The sequence below is a fragment of the Klebsiella sp. 54 genome (assembly GCF_018223875.1).
In the GTDB taxonomy this organism is placed as follows: Bacteria; Pseudomonadota; Gammaproteobacteria; order Enterobacterales; family Enterobacteriaceae; genus Klebsiella; species Klebsiella quasipneumoniae.
Map to the genome: position 1 here is coordinate 102,946 of NZ_JAGRRA010000001.1, position 17,977 is coordinate 120,922.

18 protein-coding genes are annotated in these 17,977 nt (G+C 59.2%); 10 read left to right on the forward strand and 8 right to left on the reverse strand.

Going from position 1 to position 17,977, the window contains the following annotated elements:
• Nucleotides 1-2 precede the first annotated feature (2 nt).
• The 4 genes from grxC to cysE all read left to right on the forward strand — a co-directional run bounded on the left by grxC (nucleotide 3) and on the right by cysE (nucleotide 2,696).
• A complete protein-coding gene (gene grxC, locus KHQ24_RS00505; RefSeq protein WP_002922429.1) occupies nucleotides 3-254 on the forward strand; it encodes a glutaredoxin 3 in 252 nt (83 codons plus the stop codon).
• 60 nt (nucleotides 255-314) lie between these two features.
• The gene (gene secB / locus KHQ24_RS00510; RefSeq protein WP_002922428.1) at nucleotides 315-782 is read left to right on the forward strand and encodes a protein-export chaperone SecB; all 468 of its coding nucleotides are present in this window, start codon (nucleotides 315-317) and stop codon (nucleotides 780-782) included.
• On the forward strand, nucleotides 782-1,801 hold the full coding sequence (gene gpsA / locus KHQ24_RS00515) for an NAD(P)H-dependent glycerol-3-phosphate dehydrogenase (protein WP_004205045.1): 1,020 nt from the start codon (nucleotides 782-784) through the stop codon (nucleotides 1,799-1,801). The genes secB and gpsA overlap by 1 nt, the downstream gene beginning before the upstream one ends.
• 73 nt (nucleotides 1,802-1,874) lie before the next feature.
• On the forward strand, nucleotides 1,875-2,696 hold the full coding sequence (gene cysE, locus KHQ24_RS00520) for a serine O-acetyltransferase (protein ID WP_002922426.1): 822 nt from the start codon (nucleotides 1,875-1,877) through the stop codon (nucleotides 2,694-2,696).
• Between the two features lie 102 nt (nucleotides 2,697-2,798).
• Here cysE and trmL read toward each other — a convergent pair whose 3' ends face one another.
• From trmL to KHQ24_RS00545, 5 genes are all read right to left on the reverse strand, one after another.
• Nucleotides 2,799-3,272, reverse strand: coding sequence for a tRNA (uridine(34)/cytosine(34)/5-carboxymethylaminomethyluridine(34)-2'-O)-methyltransferase TrmL (gene trmL / locus KHQ24_RS00525; protein ID WP_032456727.1), 474 nt, complete (start codon nucleotides 3,270-3,272; stop codon nucleotides 2,799-2,801).
• 106 nt (nucleotides 3,273-3,378) lie between these two features.
• Complete coding sequence (lldD, locus tag KHQ24_RS00530; RefSeq protein WP_165708118.1) at nucleotides 3,379-4,563, reverse strand: FMN-dependent L-lactate dehydrogenase LldD; 1,185 nt, start codon at nucleotides 4,561-4,563, stop codon at nucleotides 3,379-3,381.
• Nucleotides 4,563-5,336, reverse strand: coding sequence for a transcriptional regulator LldR (gene lldR, locus KHQ24_RS00535; RefSeq protein WP_004205041.1), 774 nt, complete (start codon nucleotides 5,334-5,336; stop codon nucleotides 4,563-4,565). Before lldR ends, lldD begins: the two co-directional genes overlap by 1 nt.
• Complete coding sequence (gene lldP / locus KHQ24_RS00540) at nucleotides 5,333-6,988, reverse strand: L-lactate permease (RefSeq protein WP_004205040.1); 1,656 nt, start codon at nucleotides 6,986-6,988, stop codon at nucleotides 5,333-5,335. The genes lldR and lldP overlap by 4 nt, the downstream gene beginning before the upstream one ends.
• A 283-nt stretch (nucleotides 6,989-7,271) precedes the next feature.
• Nucleotides 7,272-7,634: a YibL family ribosome-associated protein gene (locus tag KHQ24_RS00545; RefSeq protein WP_002922410.1), complete on the reverse strand. Its 363-nt coding sequence runs from the start codon at nucleotides 7,632-7,634 to the stop codon at nucleotides 7,272-7,274.
• A 272-nt stretch (nucleotides 7,635-7,906) separates the two neighbouring features.
• On the opposite strand from KHQ24_RS00545, the gene KHQ24_RS00550 reads away from it, so the two are divergent.
• Nucleotides 7,907-8,131, forward strand: a complete 225-nt coding sequence (locus KHQ24_RS00550; protein ID WP_002922402.1) for a hypothetical protein — start codon at nucleotides 7,907-7,909, stop codon at nucleotides 8,129-8,131.
• On the opposite strand, the gene mtlR is transcribed toward KHQ24_RS00550, so the two are convergent.
• The 3 genes from mtlR to mtlA form a co-directional block, all read right to left on the reverse strand.
• Entirely contained in the window at nucleotides 8,120-8,716 is a 597-nt protein-coding gene (gene mtlR, locus KHQ24_RS00555; protein ID WP_002922401.1) for a mannitol operon repressor MtlR, read from the reverse strand. The genes KHQ24_RS00550 and mtlR overlap by 12 nt on opposite strands.
• On the reverse strand, nucleotides 8,716-9,864 hold the full coding sequence (gene mtlD, locus KHQ24_RS00560) for a mannitol-1-phosphate 5-dehydrogenase (protein WP_004205038.1): 1,149 nt from the start codon (nucleotides 9,862-9,864) through the stop codon (nucleotides 8,716-8,718). The genes mtlR and mtlD overlap by 1 nt, the downstream gene beginning before the upstream one ends.
• Nucleotides 9,865-9,966: 102 nt before the next feature.
• Nucleotides 9,967-11,874, reverse strand: coding sequence for a PTS mannitol transporter subunit IICBA (gene mtlA / locus KHQ24_RS00565; protein ID WP_017900038.1), 1,908 nt, complete (start codon nucleotides 11,872-11,874; stop codon nucleotides 9,967-9,969).
• A gap of 538 nt (nucleotides 11,875-12,412) precedes the next feature.
• Here mtlA and KHQ24_RS00570 point away from each other — a divergent pair.
• The 5 genes from KHQ24_RS00570 to selB all read left to right on the forward strand — a co-directional run bounded on the left by KHQ24_RS00570 (nucleotide 12,413) and on the right by selB (nucleotide 17,969).
• Complete coding sequence (locus KHQ24_RS00570) at nucleotides 12,413-12,781, forward strand: DUF3302 domain-containing protein (protein WP_004205035.1); 369 nt, start codon at nucleotides 12,413-12,415, stop codon at nucleotides 12,779-12,781.
• Between the two features lie 3 nt (nucleotides 12,782-12,784).
• The gene (locus KHQ24_RS00575) at nucleotides 12,785-13,921 is read left to right on the forward strand and encodes an HlyD family secretion protein (protein ID WP_004205034.1); all 1,137 of its coding nucleotides are present in this window, start codon (nucleotides 12,785-12,787) and stop codon (nucleotides 13,919-13,921) included.
• 92 nt (nucleotides 13,922-14,013) lie between these two features.
• On the forward strand, nucleotides 14,014-14,622 hold the full coding sequence (locus KHQ24_RS00580) for a glutathione S-transferase (protein ID WP_004205033.1): 609 nt from the start codon (nucleotides 14,014-14,016) through the stop codon (nucleotides 14,620-14,622).
• A gap of 105 nt (nucleotides 14,623-14,727) precedes the next feature.
• A complete protein-coding gene (selA, locus tag KHQ24_RS00585) occupies nucleotides 14,728-16,116 on the forward strand; it encodes an L-seryl-tRNA(Sec) selenium transferase (protein ID WP_004205032.1) in 1,389 nt (462 codons plus the stop codon).
• Nucleotides 16,113-17,969: a selenocysteine-specific translation elongation factor gene (selB, locus tag KHQ24_RS00590; RefSeq protein WP_211777079.1), complete on the forward strand. Its 1,857-nt coding sequence runs from the start codon at nucleotides 16,113-16,115 to the stop codon at nucleotides 17,967-17,969. The genes selA and selB overlap by 4 nt, the downstream gene beginning before the upstream one ends.
• Nucleotides 17,970-17,977 lie beyond the last annotated feature (8 nt).

The window sequence follows — 17,977 nt, forward strand, 5'->3', positions numbered from 1 at the left end:
TCATGGCCAATATTGAGATCTACACCAAAGCGACCTGCCCGTTCTGCATCCGCGCGAAAGCGCTGCTGAACAGCAAAGGCGTAACGTTCCATGAGTTGCCGATCGATGGCGATGCCGCGAAGCGTGAGGAGATGATCCAGCGCAGCGGACGGACGACGGTTCCGCAGATTTTTATTGATGCGCAGCACATTGGCGGCTGTGACGACTTGTATGCGCTTGATTCACGTGGTGGACTTGATCCCCTCTTGCGCTAATTTTTGCGCGCTTTCCCTGCCGGAAGCGCGTATTTAAGGACAACACGAAAGGGTTTTACTATGTCAGAACAAAACAGCACCGAAATGACCTTCCAGATCCAGCGTATCTATACCAAAGATATCTCTTTTGAAGCGCCGAACGCGCCGCAAGTTTTCCAGAAAGACTGGCAGCCGGAAGTTAAACTTGATCTGGATACCGCCTCCACCCAGCTGGCTGAAGGCGTTTATGAAGTGGTGCTGCGTGTAACCGTGACCGCCGCTCTGGGCGAAGAGACCGCGTTCCTCTGCGAAGTACAGCAGGGCGGTATTTTCTCCATCGACGGCATCGAAGGCACCCAGATGGCGCACTGCCTTGGCGCATACTGCCCGAACATTCTGTTCCCGTACGCGCGCGAGTGCATCACCAGCCTGGTTTCCCGCGGTACCTTCCCGCAACTTAACCTTGCGCCAGTGAACTTCGACGCGCTGTTTATGAACTATCTGCAGCAGCAGGCTGGCGAAGGTGCTGAACAACATCAGGATGCCTGATGAACGCACTTAATGCTGCAATGACTGTGATCGGTGCCGGCTCTTACGGCACCGCTCTTGCCATCACCCTGGCAAGAAATGGCCACCACGTTGTGCTCTGGGGCCATGACCCGAAACATATCGCGACGCTGCAACACGATCGCTGCAACGCCGCGTTCCTTCCCGATGTGCCTTTCCCGGATACGCTGCATCTTGAAAGCGACCTGGCCACCGCGCTGGCCGCCAGCCGCGATATTCTGGTGGTGGTGCCAAGCCATGTGTTTGGTCAGGTGTTACGCCAGATTAAACCGCTGATGCGTCCTGACGCGCGTCTGGTGTGGGCGACCAAAGGCCTTGAGGCCGAAACCGGTCGTCTGCTGCAGGACGTGGCGCGTGAAGCGCTGGGCGATGATATCCCGCTGGCGGTGATCTCCGGGCCAACCTTCGCCAAAGAGCTGGCCGCCGGCCTGCCGACGGCGATTTCGCTGGCGGCGACGGATCCGCAGTTTGCCGAGGATCTGCAGCACCTGCTGCACTGCGGCAAGAGCTTCCGCGTCTACATCAACCCGGATTTTATCGGCGTACAACTCGGCGGCGCGGTGAAAAACGTCATCGCCATCGGGGCGGGGATGTCGGACGGCATCGGCTTCGGCGCCAATGCGCGGACGGCGCTGATTACCCGTGGCCTGGTGGAAATGTCTCGCCTTGGCGCGGCGCTGGGTGCCGACCCGGAAACCTTTATGGGGATGGCCGGCCTCGGTGACCTGGTGCTCACCTGCACCGACAACCAGTCCCGTAACCGTCGCTTCGGCATGATGCTCGGCCAGGGGATGGACGTGCAAAGCGCCCAGGAAAAGATTGGCCAGGTGGTTGAAGGCTACCGCAATACCAAGGAAGTTCGCGTTCTGGCACAGCGTTTAGGTGTCGAAATGCCAATAACCGAGGAAATTTATCAGGTATTGTATTGCGGAAAAATTGCGCGCGAGGCAGCATTGACCTTATTGGGTCGCGCCCGCAAGGACGAGCGCAGCAGCAATTAGCTTTCCTTTGTCACCTGAATGACCCTGCCAGCGCAGAACTGGCAGGTCATTACCATATCGCCTGGAGTATGCAATGCCGTGTGAAGAACTGGATATCGTCTGGAATAATATTAAAGCCGAAGCCCGGGCTCTGGCTGACTGTGAGCCAATGCTCGCCAGTTTTTACCACGCAACGTTACTCAAGCATGAAAATCTGGGCAGCGCACTGAGCTATATGTTGGCCAACAAGCTGGCTTCCCCGATTATGCCGGCGATCGCCATTCGCGAAGTGGTGGAAGAAGCCTACGCCGCCGACCCGGAAATGATCGCCTCCGCCGCCTGCGATATTCAAGCGGTGCGCACGCGTGACCCGGCGGTGGATAAATACTCCACGCCGCTGCTCTATCTGAAGGGTTTCCATGCTCTGCAGGCCTATCGTATCGGCCACTGGCTGTGGACGCAGGGCCGGCGCGCGCTGGCGATTTTCCTGCAAAACCAGGTCTCCGTCTCTTTCCAGGTGGATATCCACCCGGCGGCGAAAATCGGCCGCGGGATCATGCTCGACCACGCCACCGGCATTGTGGTTGGTGAAACGGCGGTGATTGAGGATGACGTCTCTATTCTGCAGTCGGTCACCCTCGGCGGTACCGGTAAAACCAGCGGCGACCGTCACCCGAAAATTCGCGAAGGCGTGATGATTGGCGCCGGAGCGAAGATCCTCGGCAATATCGAAGTCGGGCGTGGGGCAAAAATCGGCGCAGGCTCAGTGGTGCTGCAGCCGGTGCCGCCGCATACCACCGCCGCAGGTGTTCCTGCGCGCATCGTCGGCAAGCCGGAGAGCGATAAGCCGGCGATGGATATGGATCAGCATTTCAACGGTATTCACCACACTTTCGAGTACGGCGACGGGATTTAACGTCTTGCCCGGTGGCGCTGCGCTTACCGGGCCTACGATCTCATCCCGCCAGCCTGTCGCCCGGATAAGGCGCCGTGCGCTGCAATCCGGGAATCGCTCAGGTTAGCTGCGCAGCACCGCGCCGGGATACCCCAGCTGCCGCCAGGCCTCATACACCACCACCGACACCGCATTCGACAGGTTCATGCTGCGGCTGTCCGGCATCATCGGAATCCGAATTTTCTGCTCCGGCGGCAGGGCATCCAGAATGCTCGCCGGCAGACCGCGGGTTTCCGGACCAAACATCAAGAAATCGCCATCCTGATAGCTGACCGCGCTGTGCGCCGGGGTTCCTTTGGTGGTCAGGGCGAACAGGCGCTGCGGCTGCGCGCTGGCGAGAAATGCCGTGTAATCGGCGTGGCGCTGCACGGCGGTGAACTCGTGATAGTCCAGTCCGGCGCGTCTCAGGCGCTTATCGTCCCAGGTGAAGCCCATGGGCTCAATGATATGCAGACTGAAGCCCGTGTTGGCGCATAGGCGGATAATATTCCCGGTGTTCGGCGGGATCTCTGGTTCGAATAACACGATGTTCAGCATACTGCCCCCTTAATTGCGGGGGGCAGAATAGCAGATATTTGGTCAACCCTCACCCCGGCCCTCTCCCTGAGGGAGAGGGTGAGGAGAGAGAGCACAACGGCGCAGCTTATGCCGCGTTATGCTGCTTCAGCGCATCGAAGGTCTGCAGCGCCTCCGCGTTCTGCACCAGCGAATCACGGCTAATGTCCTCGATGGTTTTCGCGCCGGTCAGGGTCATCGCCACCTTCATCTCTTTCTCGATTAGATTCAGCAGATTCGCCACCCCCTGCTTGCCATGGGTCGCCAGGGCGTACAGGTAAGCGCGGCCCAGCAGTACGCTGTCGGCGCCCAGGGCGATCATCCGCACGACGTCGAGACCGTTGCGGATGCCGCTGTCGGCGAGAATGGTAATGTCGCCTTTCACGGCGTCGGCAATTGCCGGCAGGGCGCGAGCGGAGGAGAGCACGCCGTCAAGCTGGCGGCCGCCGTGGTTGGAGACCACAATACCGTCGGCGCCAAAGCGCACCGCGTCGCGGGCGTCCTCCGGGTCGAGGATCCCTTTGATCACCATCGGACCGTCCCAGAAATCACGGATCCACTCGAGGTCTTTCCATGAAATCGATGGATCGAAGTTATTCGCCAGCCAGCCGATGTAATCCTCCAGGCCGGTCGGCTGGCCGAGATAGGCGGAGATATTCCCCAGATCGTGCGGACGGCCGTTGAGGCCAACGTCCCATGCCCACTGCGGATGGGTGACCGCCTGCCAGTAGCGGCGCAGGGCGGCGTTCGGGCCGCTCATGCCGGAATGGGCGTCGCGGTAGCGGGCGCCGGGGGTCGGCATATCGACGGTAAAGACCAGCGTTGAACAACCCGCCGCCTTAGCGCGCTCCAGCGCATTGCGCATAAAGCCGCGGTCGCGCAGAACGTACAGCTGGAACCACATCGGCCGCTTGATGGTCGGGGCGACCTCTTCGATTGGGCAGACGGAAACGGTGGAGAGGGTAAACGGAATACCTTTGTCATCCGCTGCGCCGGCGGCCTGCACTTCGCCGCGGCGGGCGTACATCCCGCACAGCCCCACCGGCGCCAGCGCCGTCGGCATCGCCAGCTTCTCGTTGAAGAGGGTGGTCTCGAGGCTCAGGTCCGACATATTGCGCAGAATACGCTGGCGTAACGCCACGTCGGAGAGATCTTCCACGTTGCGGCGCAGGGTATGTTCGGCGTAAGCCCCGCCGTCGATATAGTGGAACAGGAAAGGCGGCAGGATACGCTGGGCGGCGGCGCGATAGTCGCTGGCGGCGGAAATAATCATCACGAATTCTCCCTGGAATTATCAATAGCATCGCCGGGCAGGCGGGTAATTCGCGCCTGGCGGGCCTGGTCTTCATCAAAACGTTTAATGGTGGCGTGGACAAAGCCTAAGTGGGCCATCATCGCCTGGCGCGCCGCCTCGGCGTCGCCGGCGACAATCGCCTCCATGACGGCCTGGTGCTGTTCGGTCAGGCGGGCAAATACCGGCGGCACCAGATACATACGCTGACGGCTCTGCTTGACGGAGGAGTGCAGCAGGTCGAAAAAGCCGCGCATGGTTTGCAGGAGCACCACGTTATGCGAGGCTTCGGCGATGGCCAGATGGAAGCGGACGTCCGCCTGCGAGGCGATATCCGGGTCTTCACTCTGGGTCGCTTCAAAGCACAGGCGAATTTTTTCTTTATCGGCGTCGGTGGCCCGCATCGCCGCGTGCCACGCGGTGCTGGCTTCGATGGCGTGGCGGGCCTCGAGGATGTCGAAGCTGTAGTCAGGGTCATCGGCCAGTAGCGTCTTCAGCGGCTGGACGATGTTTTGCTCCGACCACGGCTCATGCTGAAAGCGGACGAAAGTGCCACCGCCGCGACGGCTCAGCAGTACCCCTTCATTGACCAGCATCGCCAGCGCTTCGCGCAGGGAATTGCGCGAGACGCCGAGCTGAGCGGCGAGCTGACGCTCGGCGGGCAGTCGCATGCCCGCCTCCAGCTGTTGTTCTTCAATCAGCGCCCGGACGCGACGGGCTACATCGTCGGCCAGGCGTTTAGGCATCACTATCACGGGATCATCCAGGTTAAAACGTAGGCCTGCAGCGTGGTGATCAGGCCCACCATACAGGTGAAGATCAGGCTGTGTTTGACGGTAAAGCGGAACAGATCCGACTCTTTACCCACCAGGCCAACCGCGGCGCAGGCGATGGCGATCGACTGTGGGGAAATCATCTTGCCGGTGACGCCGCCGGTGGTATTGGCCGCGACCAGCAGGATATCGGAGACGCCAATCTGCTGTGCCGCCGTTGCCTGCAGCGCGGCGAACAGGGCGTTAGACGAGGTGTCCGAACCGGTCAGGAATACCCCCAGCCAGCCCAGGAACGGCGAGAAGAAGGTAAACGCGTGGCCGGTATGGGCAAGCGCCAGGGCCAGGGTTGACGACAGCCCGGAGTAGTTGGAGATAAAAGCGAACGCCAGCACCATGCCGATAGAGTAGATCGGCAGCGCCAGGTCCTTCAGCGTCCCGGCGAAGGTGGTCAGCGCGTCTTTCGGCTTCATACGCAGCCAGACGATGGACAGCAGGGCGGCGAACAGAATGGCGGTGCCGGTTGCCGACAGCCAATCAAACTTATAGATGGCGGCGTAAGGCGTCGCGGCGCTGACCACCGGCGGCATGCGGGCGACCATTTTGTCGAGGAACGGCACCGAAAAATTGATGACGAAGTCATACATCGCGCCGCCCGGTGCGAACAGCGCTTTGAACGGCGGCACGCTCCACAGGGTTACGGTGGCGGTCAGGAACAGGAACGGCGACCAGGCGCGGATCACTTGTCCTGCGGTGTAGCGCGTGCGGGCCAGCGTCATATCCACCTGCGAGGCGCCGATGTCGCCAAAGCGGAAGATGCGCACCGGCTGCCAGCGTTTGAGGAACAGGGTCAGGCAGACCAGGGAGACCAGCGATGAGATGATGTCCGGCAGCTCCGGGCCAAGGAAGTTAGAGCTGAGGTACTGGGCGATAGCGAACGAGCCGCCTGCGACCATCACCGCCGGCCAGGTCTCTTTGATGCCCCGCCAGCCATCCATGATGGCCATGATCCAGAACAGCACGATAATGGTCAGGAACGGCAGCTGGCGGCCCACCATCTGGCCGATGGCGAAGCTGTCGATACCGGTTACCTGGCCGGCTACCAGGATTGGGATGCCCATCGCGCCGAAGGCCACCGGCGCGGTGTTGACGATCAGGCACAGGCCAGCCGCATACAGCGGGTTAAACCCGAGGCCGACCAGCAGCGCGGCGGTAATCGCCACCGGCGCGCCAAACCCCGCTGCCCCTTCGAGAAAGGCGCCGAACGAGAATCCGACGATCAGCATCTGCAGGCGTTGGTCAGGCGTAATTGACAGGATCGACGAGCGGATAATGTCGAACTGTCCGGTCTTCACCGAGATTTTATAGACAAAGACCGCGGCGATAATAATCCACGCGATGGGCCACAGTCCGTAGAAGAAGCCATACACTACCGAGGCCAGGGCACGGTCCACCGGCATTTTATAGAACAGCAATGCGACGGCCAGGGCGATCGCAACGGTCCAGGTAGCGGCGAGATAGCCTTTCAGTTTGAGCTTAATCAGCGCAAAAAAGAAAAACAGAATCGGTAGCGATGCGATAAGACTGGATAACCAGATATTACCGGCGGGATCGTAGTTTTGTTGCCAGAGATTCATGCAGGGTCTCCATCGGGCCGCCAGGACGGGTGGGCTGAGTCTGCGCTCATTGCCGAATCCGTCTTAGGTAAAATTGGCCCGGCCAATTAGGGATAGCAGGGTTGATGACAACGAATGGTTAACCAGATGTTACTCTTAGGCAACGGGTTTGTGATGCATTTTGATGGATTTGTGAACTGCTGGGGGGTAGATGAATTTATTGGTTGGACCAATCTGCCGGCAGGGGACGAAAAAGGGTGGCGGTAGGACAGAATAACCCTCTCCGGACGGAGAGGGCTGGGGATTAGAATTCGCTGCGGGCGAAACCGGTCATCTCTTTCAGACCCATTTCCCGGCCCAGGGCGGTCATCGGATGGACGACCACCAGGCCGCGGACGCTTTTCTTCAGCTTGCCCATATCGGCCTGCTCTTTTTTGGTAATCGCGCGACGGAACGGCAGGCTCATCAGCTTTTGCGCCTCTTTGCTCAGCTTCTGGCTCTGGACGGAACGCAGACGTTCAATCTCCGTTTCCAGAGTGGCTTTTTCTTTTTCCAGCTCAGCGTATTTATCGGCGGCTTCCACCAGCGACAGCTCGGCCTGCTGGTGGCGGATGGCGTCGAGACGATCGCTCAGACGTTTGATTTCATTCTTTTCGACTTCTTTCATGGTGATTTGATCTGTTAATAAAGGGGCTTCATTCGCCTATAGTATGTGCCGTGACCGCTATTGTTGATAGCTATTTATCAAAAATTCGCCGTTAATCGCCGTCAGAATACGATACCTGAACCTGCTAATAATTTGAATTTTATTAATATTCTTTCTGATACCCGCTCTAATTTCATTTCTGTGAAGCCGGTCGGCAGATAAGCACGTTTTCCTTAACCCACGCCGGTGAATTGGCTAATGCTTAATCAGATTATTCCCAAAAGGAGGACGTGATGGCAAAGATCGGCGACGGCGTACCACGTTTAATCGACAAAGCGGTTGATTTTATGGCTTCCAGTCAGGCGTTTATGGAGTATTTGAAAAAGTCTCCGCGGCTGCAGCATGTACCGCGAGATATCCCGCAGGATAAGGAAGCGTTGTTTCTGCAGCGTCTGGAATATTATCGTCAGCTTTACCGGCCGACCTGCGACCAGACGGAGCCGGAATCAGAGCGTTGATTTCTGGAAGGCTTTTTTTAAGCTGATTCGTGAAATCAGCTCAGTCAGGGACAACACCATCGTTGAACGCACCATCTGCTGGTAACGCAGTTTCTGCATTGCCAGCAGTTCGGCGTCGCTGTCATCAAACTGCGGCGTTGGCGGCAGGGCGGCGACGCAGTGCAGTTCGCCGAACGGACCGATAATTTCGTCGTCGGTAAAGCTGTACTCATTGCCGTCGTGATTAAGCTCCTCGCGCAGGGCCATCAGCAGCTCGGCGTCTTCATATTCGGCACGACTTATCACCCCAAGGCCATAAATCAGCTTCAGGCGTACAGAGAGATCGCCGAGCGGCCCGCTGCCCTCCAGCAAGGGCTCGACGGCGTATTTCACCGCGTAGTCGTCTTTACGGAACACCTGAAGCACCAGAATATTGACCGCTTCCGTTAACAGCTCGACGGTGGCGATCAGGAAGCTTCGTACGGTTTTGCCAGCATTCAGACGCTCAAGCACACGGTTTTCAAATGCTTGTGTTTCTTCCATCATTGCCTGCATATCTGACAGGAGTCGTAATGGGCGCGACGTCGGTCGCGCCAGGTTGTGCATCATTTTACCGCGTTGTAGTCGTTAACGGCCTCCGCGACGACATCGCTTGCCGCGTCAAGGCCGGAAATCTGGGCCAGCGCGGCCTGCGGCCCCTTGTCGGCGATCAGCGCCGCCAGCTCCTGAGCCTGCGGATCGTCTTCGCTACGGAAATGCATCGCCGCCGCGATCCCTTTCACCAGGTTGCGGTGCGGCAGGCCGTATTCCAGTGTACCCAGCAGCGGCTTAATTAAACGGTCGCCGGCGCTCAGTTTGCGCAGCGGCTGACGGCCAACGCGCTCAACATCGTCTTTCAGGTACGGGTTCTCGAAACGGCCAAGAATTTTCTGGATATAAGCCGCGTGCTTCTGCGGGTCAAAGGCGTAGCGTTTGATCAGCACCGCGCCGCTCTCCTCCATCGCGCCCTGCACGACGGCCCGAATTTTCTCGTCGAGGATCGCATCGCGAATCGTCTGGTGGCCCGCCAGTTTTCCGAGGTAGGCGGTTATAGCATGCCCGGTGTTCAAGGTGAAGAGCTTGCGCTCGACAAATGCCATCAGGTTATCAGTTAATTCCATTCCCGGGATGGTCGGCAGTTCGCCCTTGAACTGGGTTTTATCGACGATCCATTCGCTGAAGGTTTCCACGGTGACTTCCAGCGGGTCATGGGTAGCGGACGCCGATGGCGGCACGATACGGTCAACGGCGGAGTCGACGAAGCCGATATGGGTTTCCACCCAGGCCTTATCTTCCTCCGCCAGGGCGTTAAATACGTGGCCTTTTAACTGCGTGGTGCCGCGCACCATATTTTCGCAGGCGATAATGTTCAGCGGGCGTTCGGTGCCTTGCGCTTTGCGCTTCGCCAGCCCTTTGGCGATGGCCGGGGCGATGCGCTCAAGGACCACGGGACCGACGGCAGTGGTCACCAGGTCGACGCTGGCGATCAGATCCACGACCTCGTCGCCAATGCTGCTGACGGCATTCACGCCGGAGACGGTATCCACCTGCTCATTTTCGCCAACGACGTGAACCTGGTAGCTATGACGGGCATTCAGGGCATCAAGTACGGTCTGATTAACATCGGCAAACGTCAGTTCGATGCCCGCGTCGGCCAGCAGTTTACCGATAAAGCCACGTCCGATATTACCTGCGCCAAAATGTAATGCTTTCATAGTAGTAACCTTCAATTAATGTTTTTACCTGAGAGGGCTGGGGTGAGGCTTTTCCCCTCACCCAAACCCTCTCCAAAAAGGAGAGGGAATGGACCGGTCTGTTTATTTATTCAGCAGCGCCAGTACGTCGTCGACGCTGGTGGTGTTCGCCAGTCGCTCAATCACCGTTTCGTCATCCAGCGCGTTGGTCAGGCTGGTAATCACCTGAATGTGCTCGTTGTTGCGGGCGGCGATGCCGATCACCAGGCGGGCAACATCGTCTTCATCTTCCCCAAAGCGCACCCCTTCCGGGTACTGGCAGAAGACGACGCCGGTTTTCAGCACGCGGTCTTTCGCTTCGATGGTGCCGTGCGGCACCGCGATGGACTCGCCAAGATAGGTCGAGGTCAGTTTTTCGCGGTCCAGCATCGCCTGCACATATTCCGGCTCAACGTAGCCGCCTTTCACCAGTTGCTCGCCGGCGAAGCGGATGGCTTCTTCTTTTGTGGCCGCTTTGCGACCGAGGAAGATGTTATCCGCACCCAGCTTGAACAGGTTTTTGTCAGTATCATCAAAGCTGTCTTTCAGGCTATCAGTGACTTTGACTTCGTTGTCGATGTGGCGCTGGGCCGCCACCAGACGCTCGGTCAGGCTGGTGTAGAGACCGCTGTCGAGGAAGTTGGTCAGCGAAATATGCTGCGCCTGCGGTACCTGGCGCATGGCGCGCTCGGTCAGGTCGCGGTGGGTGATCACCAGGTCAACATCCGGCGGCAGATTATTGATCGCGCTGTTGGTGACCGAGATGTTGCTCAGGCCGGCATCCTGCACTTTCTTGCGTAGTACCCCGGCGCCCATGGCGCTGGAACCCATCCCGGCGTCGCAAGCGACGATGATTTTCCGCACATGGCTCAGGTCGTTGGTGACATTGCCTGCCGCCAGCGGGTTGGCGCCTTTTGATTGCGCCTTCATGTCATGCATACGACGCGTCGCGGCTTCGATATCGTCTTCTTCTTTGACTTTGCTGGTCTTCAGCAGAACCGCAGAGACCACGAAGGAGACCGCCATCGCGGCGATAATGGCTGCGATGTTCGCGAAGTAGGCTCCTTTCGGCGTCATCGCCAGCACCGCCAGGATAGAGCCCGGGGAAGCCGGAGAGACCAGACCGCCGTTGAGGATGGTCAGGGTGAAGACACCGGTCATCCCGCCGAGGATAACGGCCAGGATCAGACGCGGGTTCATCAGCACGTACGGGAAGTAGATTTCATGGATACCACCCAGGAAGTGGATGATAGCCGCCCCGCCTGCAGACTGTTTAGCGCTGCCGCGGCCAAAGAACATGTACGCCAGCAGAACGCCCATCCCCGGACCCGGGTTCGCTTCAATCAGGAAGAAGATGGATTTACCCAGCTCGTGGGACTGCTGAATACCCAGCGGCGAGAAGATACCGTGGTTGATGGCGTTGTTAAGGAACAGGATTTTCGCCGGTTCCACGAAGATAGACGCCAGCGGCAGCATGTCGTGCGCCACCATGAAGTTAACGCCAGCCGCCAGAATTTTCGACAGAACTTCTACCGCCGGGCCGATGCCGAGGAAGGCAAGAATAGCGAGGATCATCCCGATGATGCCGGCGGAGAAGTTATTCACCAGCATTTCAAAACCGGATTTGATCTTACCGTCGACCCAGTTATCGAACTTCTTGATGCAGTAGCCGCCCAGCGGGCCGGCAATCATGGAGCCGAGGAACATCGGCATATCCGCGCCGACGATAACGCCCATGGTGGTGATCGCCCCGACCACGCCGCCACGTTCGCCGCCGACTAATTTACCGCCGGTGTAACCGATCAGCAGCGGCAGCAGGTAGGTGATCATCGGACCGACCAGCTTCGCCAGCGTTTCGTTTGGCAACCACCCTGTCGGAATGAAAAGCGCGGTGATGATACCCCACGCGATAAACGCGCCGATATTCGGCATCACCATATTGCTGAGAAAACGACCAAAGCTTTGCACTTTGATCTTGATATCGGATGACATAAAACACCCCTTCTTCTGTTTTGCGTATCGCGCAGGCTAAAAGCCCGAGGTTTGTTGTTAATGTGGCGGCAGAGGTAGCCGGGCCCTGATTGATAGTGCGAAATCTGGCACTGAATCGTTTAGCTGTCCAGCCAACGCCTTTTTATGTGATATAGATCACATGAATATAGGGGGCACGGTGGGTTTTGTAGTGATTGCGATCACATAATTGCTGTGTAAAAAAACAACAGACCGTCGTTTTTGCCGCTAATCTGCGATTTAGTGTGATATTTGTCACAATTTTGTTTCGTATTTTTGTTGTTTGTTTGTGATTTTGATCACAAAGAATTTCACGGTGGATTTTCGCCGCTGTGATCTCGGCCCGGTTTTGCGGCCAGGGTGAGGTGGCTGTGTAACTAAGCAACCATGTTGGTTAAATAACTTTTTTCCACCGGATGGCAAAAATGAAAGGGGTGAATTATGCTCAAATCAGCGGCCCGGATGTCAGTGGGTCGTGAATAAAATTTATATAAATTATTAGCGTAAAGCCGAGGGAATTATGTTTCTCAATTATTTTGCGCTGGGTGTTCTGATCTTCGTTTTTCTGGTCATTTTTTATGGGATTATCGTTATTCACGATATTCCTTATTTGATTGCCAAAAAACGCAACCACCCCCATTCCGATGCTATTCATGTCGCCGGATGGGTCAGTCTTTTTACTCTCCACGTCATCTGGCCGTTTTTATGGATATGGGCCACGCTGTACCAACCTGAGCGCGGCTGGGGCATGCAGCATAAGGCGAATACGGACCCCGACGAACCTGAAAAAGAAAGCGATATACAACAGCTTCGCCAACGACTGAGCGACCTTGAACATCAGGTGGCGGCCATCCAGCGGCCACAGTCCACCTCTGCGGCGGAGAAATAAACTATGGATCTGTTGATAATTTTGACCTACGTGGCTATCGCCTGGTCGATATTTAAAATTTTCAAAATACCGGTAAATAAATGGACAGTTCCCACCGCGGCGCTGGGGGGCGTATTTATTGTTAGCGCGCTTATTTTATTAATGAACTATAACCACCCTTACACCTTTCTGGCGCAAAAGGCGGTGATATCTATTCCTATCACGCCGCAGGTTACCGGAGTAGTTGACAGCGTCACCGACAAAGCGAATCAGCGCGTCAAAAAGGGCGAGGTGCTTTTTACTATTGACCCGGCGCGCTATCAGGCGCGGGTCGACCGTCTGCAGGCCGACCTGGTGACAGCGCTGCACAGTATTAACACCCTCAAGGCGCAGCTCTCTGAAGCCCAGGCCAACACCACCCGCGTATCGGCGGAACGCGATCGCTTATATAAAGACTATCAACGTTACCTGAAAGGGAGCCAGGCCCGGGTGAATCCGTTCTCAGAAAGCGACATCGATAACGCCCGGCAGAATTACCTTGCTCAGGACGCGCTGGTCAAGGCGTCGGTAGCGGAACAGGCGCAGATCCAGAGCCAGCTGGACAGCATGATCAACGGCGAGCAGTCGCAGGTGGTTAGCCTGCGCGCCCAGCTGGCGGAGGCGAAGTACAATCTCGACCAGACTACCGTGCGGGCGCCCAGCGATGGGTATATCACTCAAGTGTTGATCCGTCCGGGGACCTACGCTGCCTCGCTGCCGCTGCGGCCGGTGATGGTGTTTATCCCTGAGCAAAAAAGGCTGATCGTCGCCCAGTTCAGGCAAAATTCGCTGTTAAGGCTGGAGAAGGGCGACGACGCGGAAGCGGTGTTTAATGCCCTGCCCGGACAGGTATTCCACGGCAAACTGGTGAGCATTTTACCGGTGGTGCCGGGGGGAACCTATCAGGCGCAGGGGGCGTTGCAGTCGCTGACCGTGACGCCGGGCAGCGATGGCGTGCTGGCGACCATTGAGCTCGATCCGAATGCCGAAATCGATGCACTACCCGATGGCATCTATGCGCAGGTGGCGGTCTACTCCGACCATTTCGCCCACGTTTCGGTGATGCGTAAAGTGCTGCTGCGCATGACCAGTTGGATGCACTACCTCTATCTCGACCATTAATGCGATCGGCGGCAGGTTGAGCGGGATGCTCACCTGCCTTTTACCTCGCCCTGAGCCATACTCATATCTTTGTTGGCGATAAGGAGCAGGCTATGAAACTGATCGGCAGCTACACCAGTCCCTTTGTGCGCAAAATATCGGTGATCCTGCTGGAAAAGCGCATCCCTTTTGAATTTGTCAACGAATCCCCCTACAGCGAAAGCAACGGCGTGTCGCGCTATAACCCGCTGGGCAAAGTGCCGGTGCTGGTGACAGATGACGGCGAATGCTGGTTTGACTCTCCGGTTATCGCGCAGTATCTCGAGCTGCTGGGCGTGGCGCCGCCGATGATCCCCGCCGATCCCAGAGCCGCTCTCAGGATGCGCCAGCTTGAAGCGCTGGCAGATGGGGTGATGGAGGCCGCCCAGGCGCTGGTGCGCGAAAAAGCTCGCCCTGCGGCCCAACAGTCAGAGCAAGAGCTGCTCCGCCAGCGGGAGAAAGTGGCGCGCGGCCTCGACAGGCTGGAAGCCTGCGCGGCGGACGGAACGCTACGCGGCGACGAGGTCAATCTGGCGACCATCTCTACGGCCTGCGCCATTGCCTACCTGAACTTTCGCCGGGTGGCGCCGGGCTGGTGCGCCACCCGGCCGCAGTTGGTGAAGTTGGTGGATGCGCTGTTCCAGCGCGCCAGCTTTGCGCGCACCGAACCGCCGCGGACTTGACCCAGGCAGGTAACAGTTTGCGCAAGGAGGCGTTACAATCGCCGCTGATTGTTGACTCCCTCTCCCGTCGGGAGGGGGGAAAATAACTTACCGCCAGGCCCATTCATGACTACCGAAATTCGTGCGCTTTATACCCGGCTTCCGGCCATTGACCGCTTACTCCGCGACCCCGCTTTTTCCTCCCTGCTGGCGCAGCACGGCCATTCGCAGGTGGTGACGCAGCTGCGCCAGATGCTGGACGAGGCGCGGGAACAGATCCGCCAGTGTCAGACACTGCCTGACTGGAGCCATGACTGGCTGAGTGCCTGCGCGCAGCGGCTGACCGCCAGCCGGCAGAGCGCCCTGCGTCCGGTGTTTAATCTCACCGGTACGGTGCTGCACACCAATCTCGGGCGCGCCATCCAGGCTGAGGCGGCGGTGGAGGCGGTCGTCAGCGCGATGCGCGCGCCGGTGACGCTCGAATATGATCTCGACGACGCCGGGCGCGGCCATCGCGATCGCGCTATTGCCGATCTGCTGTGCCAGATCACCGGCGCGGAAGATGCCTGTATCGTGAACAACAACGCGGCGGCCGTGCTGCTGATGCTGGCGGCCACCGCCAGCGGCAGGGAGGTGGTGGTCTCCCGCGGCGAGCTGGTGGAGATCGGCGGGGCGTTCCGCATTCCCGACGTGATGCGTCAGGCAGGTTGTCAGCTGCACGAAGTGGGCACCACCAACCGCACCCACGCCAAAGACTATCGCCAGGCGGTGAATGACAATACCGCCCTGCTGATGAAGGTCCACACCAGCAACTACAGCATTGAAGGCTTTACCAAAGCCGTCGACGAAGCGGAGCTGGCGGTCATCGGCCGCGAGCTGGACGTCCCGGTAGTGGCCGACCTGGGCAGCGGGTCGCTGGTGGATCTCAGTCAGTATGGCCTGCCGAAAGAGCCGATGCCGCAAGAGATGATCGCCGCCGGGGTGAGCCTGGTCAGTTTCTCTGGCGACAAGCTGCTCGGCGGCCCGCAGGCCGGAATTATCGTTGGCAAACGCGCGCTGATTGCCCGCCTGCAGAGCCATCCGCTGAAGCGGGCCCTGCGCGCGGATAAAATGACTCTCGCGGCGCTGGAAGCCACGCTGCGCCTCTATCAGCATCCGGAAGCGCTGCGGGAAACCTTACCGACGCTGCGCCTGCTCACCCGCCCGGCGGACGAGATCCGCCGGCAGGCTGAACGCCTGCAGCCTGCCCTGGCGGCACACTATGCTGATTTTGCCGTCAACGTGGCAGCCTGCCAGTCGCAGATTGGCAGCGGCTCGTTACCCGTCGACCGTCTGCCTGGCGCGGCGTTGACCTTTACCCCCCATGACGGCCGCGGCAGCCGGCTGGAGGCTTTGGCGGCCCGCTGGCGCAGGCTGCCATGCCCGGTGATTGGCCGCATTTATGACGGCCGGCTCTGGCTGGATCTGCGCTGTCTGGAAGATGAAACCCGGTTTATGGAGATGTTGTTACGATGATTATTGCCACCGCTGGACATGTTGACCACGGCAAAACGACGCTGCTGCAGGCGATAACCGGCGTGAATGCCGATCGTCTGCCGGAAGAGAAAGCGCGGGGAATGACGATCGATCTCGGCTATGCCTACTGGCCGCAGCCGGACGGGCGGGTGCTGGGGTTTATTGACGTGCCCGGGCACGAAAAGTTTTTGTCCAACATGCTGGCGGGGGTGGGGGGGNNAGGGGTGGGTGGGATCGACCATGCGCTGCTGGTGGTGGCCTGCGATGACGGGGTGATGGCGCAAACCCGCGAACACCTGGCGATCCTGCAGCTGACCGGAAAGCCGACGCTGACCGTGGCGCTCACCAAGACGGACCGCGTGACGGCCGCCCGGGTGGCGGAGGTTCAGGCGGAGGTCGAGCAGGCCCTGCGCGAACTGGGCTTTGACGCCGCCGCTTTCTTCCCCACCGCGGCGGTGGAAAACCTCGGTATTGCCGAACTGCGCAGCCATCTGCTGCAGCTTGCGGAGCGCCCCCATCCGCAGCAGCGGCGTTTTCGCCTGGCGCTGGATCGCGCCTTTACCGTCAAAGGGGCGGGGCTGGTGGTCACCGGGACGGCGCTCTCCGGCGAAGTACGGGTCGGGGATACCCTGTGGCTCACCGGCGTCAACACGCCGATGCGCGTCCGCGGTCTGCATGCCCAGAATCAAGCGGTTGAGCAGGCGCACGCCGGGCAGCGCATTGCGCTGAATATTGTCGGCGATGCGCAGAAAGAGGCATTGCACCGCGGCGACTGGCTGCTCTCTTCCCCGCCGCCGGAGCCTGCAGAGCGGGTGATTGTCGAACTGCAGTGCTATACGCCGCTCAGCCAGTGGCAGCCGCTGCATATTCACCACGCTGCCAGCCACATCACCGGCCGGGTGTCGCTCCTTGAGGGCGACCTGGCGGAGCTGGTGCTGGATACCCCGCTGTGGCTGGCGGATAACGACCGGCTGGTGCTACGCGATATCTCCGCTCGCTTGACGTTGGCCGGCGCACGAGTGGTGACGCTGGATCCCCCGCGCCGCGGCAAGCGTAAACCGGAGTATTTGCAGTGGTTGCACGCCCTGGCAGCGGTTGGCGCTGACGATGCGCAGGCCCTGGAGCTGCATCTGCAGCGGGACGCCGTCCGGCTTGAGCGCTTCGCCTGGGCACGGCAGCTGAGTGAAACCGGAATGGCGGCCTTGATCCAGCGGCCTGACTATCTGCAGGCCGGACAGCGCTTGCTTAGCGCGCCGCTTGCCGCCCGCTGGCAGCGAAAATTGTTGGATGCCCTGGCGCGCTACCATGAGCAGCATCGCGACGAGCCGGGCCCTGGCCGGGAGCGCCTGCGCCGCATCGCGCTGCCGATGGAAGATGAAGCGCTGGTACTGCTGCTGATTGAGCAGATGCGCGAGAGCGGCTTCGTCCGCAGCCATCACGGCTGGCTGCATTTGCCCGAGCATAAAGCCGGGTTTACCGACGAGCAGCAGGCGGTCTGGCAGAAGGTGGAGACCCTGTTCGGCGATGATCCCTGGTGGGTGCGCGATCTCGCGCGCGAAGTCCATGTTGAAGAGTCCCTGATGCGCGCGGTGCTGCGCCAGGCGGCGCAGCAGGGGATAATTACCGCGATCGTCAAGGATCGTTACTACCGCAACGATCGCATTGTGCAGTTCGCCCAGCGGGTGCGCGAGCTGGATCAACTGCGCGGGTCAACCTGCGCGGCGGATTTTCGCGATACCTTAAACGTAGGGCGGAAGCTGGCGATCCAGATCCTGGAGTATTTCGATCGGATTGGCTTCACCCGCCGTCGCGGCAACGATCATATCCTGCGCGATAAGGCGTTGTTTCTGTAATCATTAAC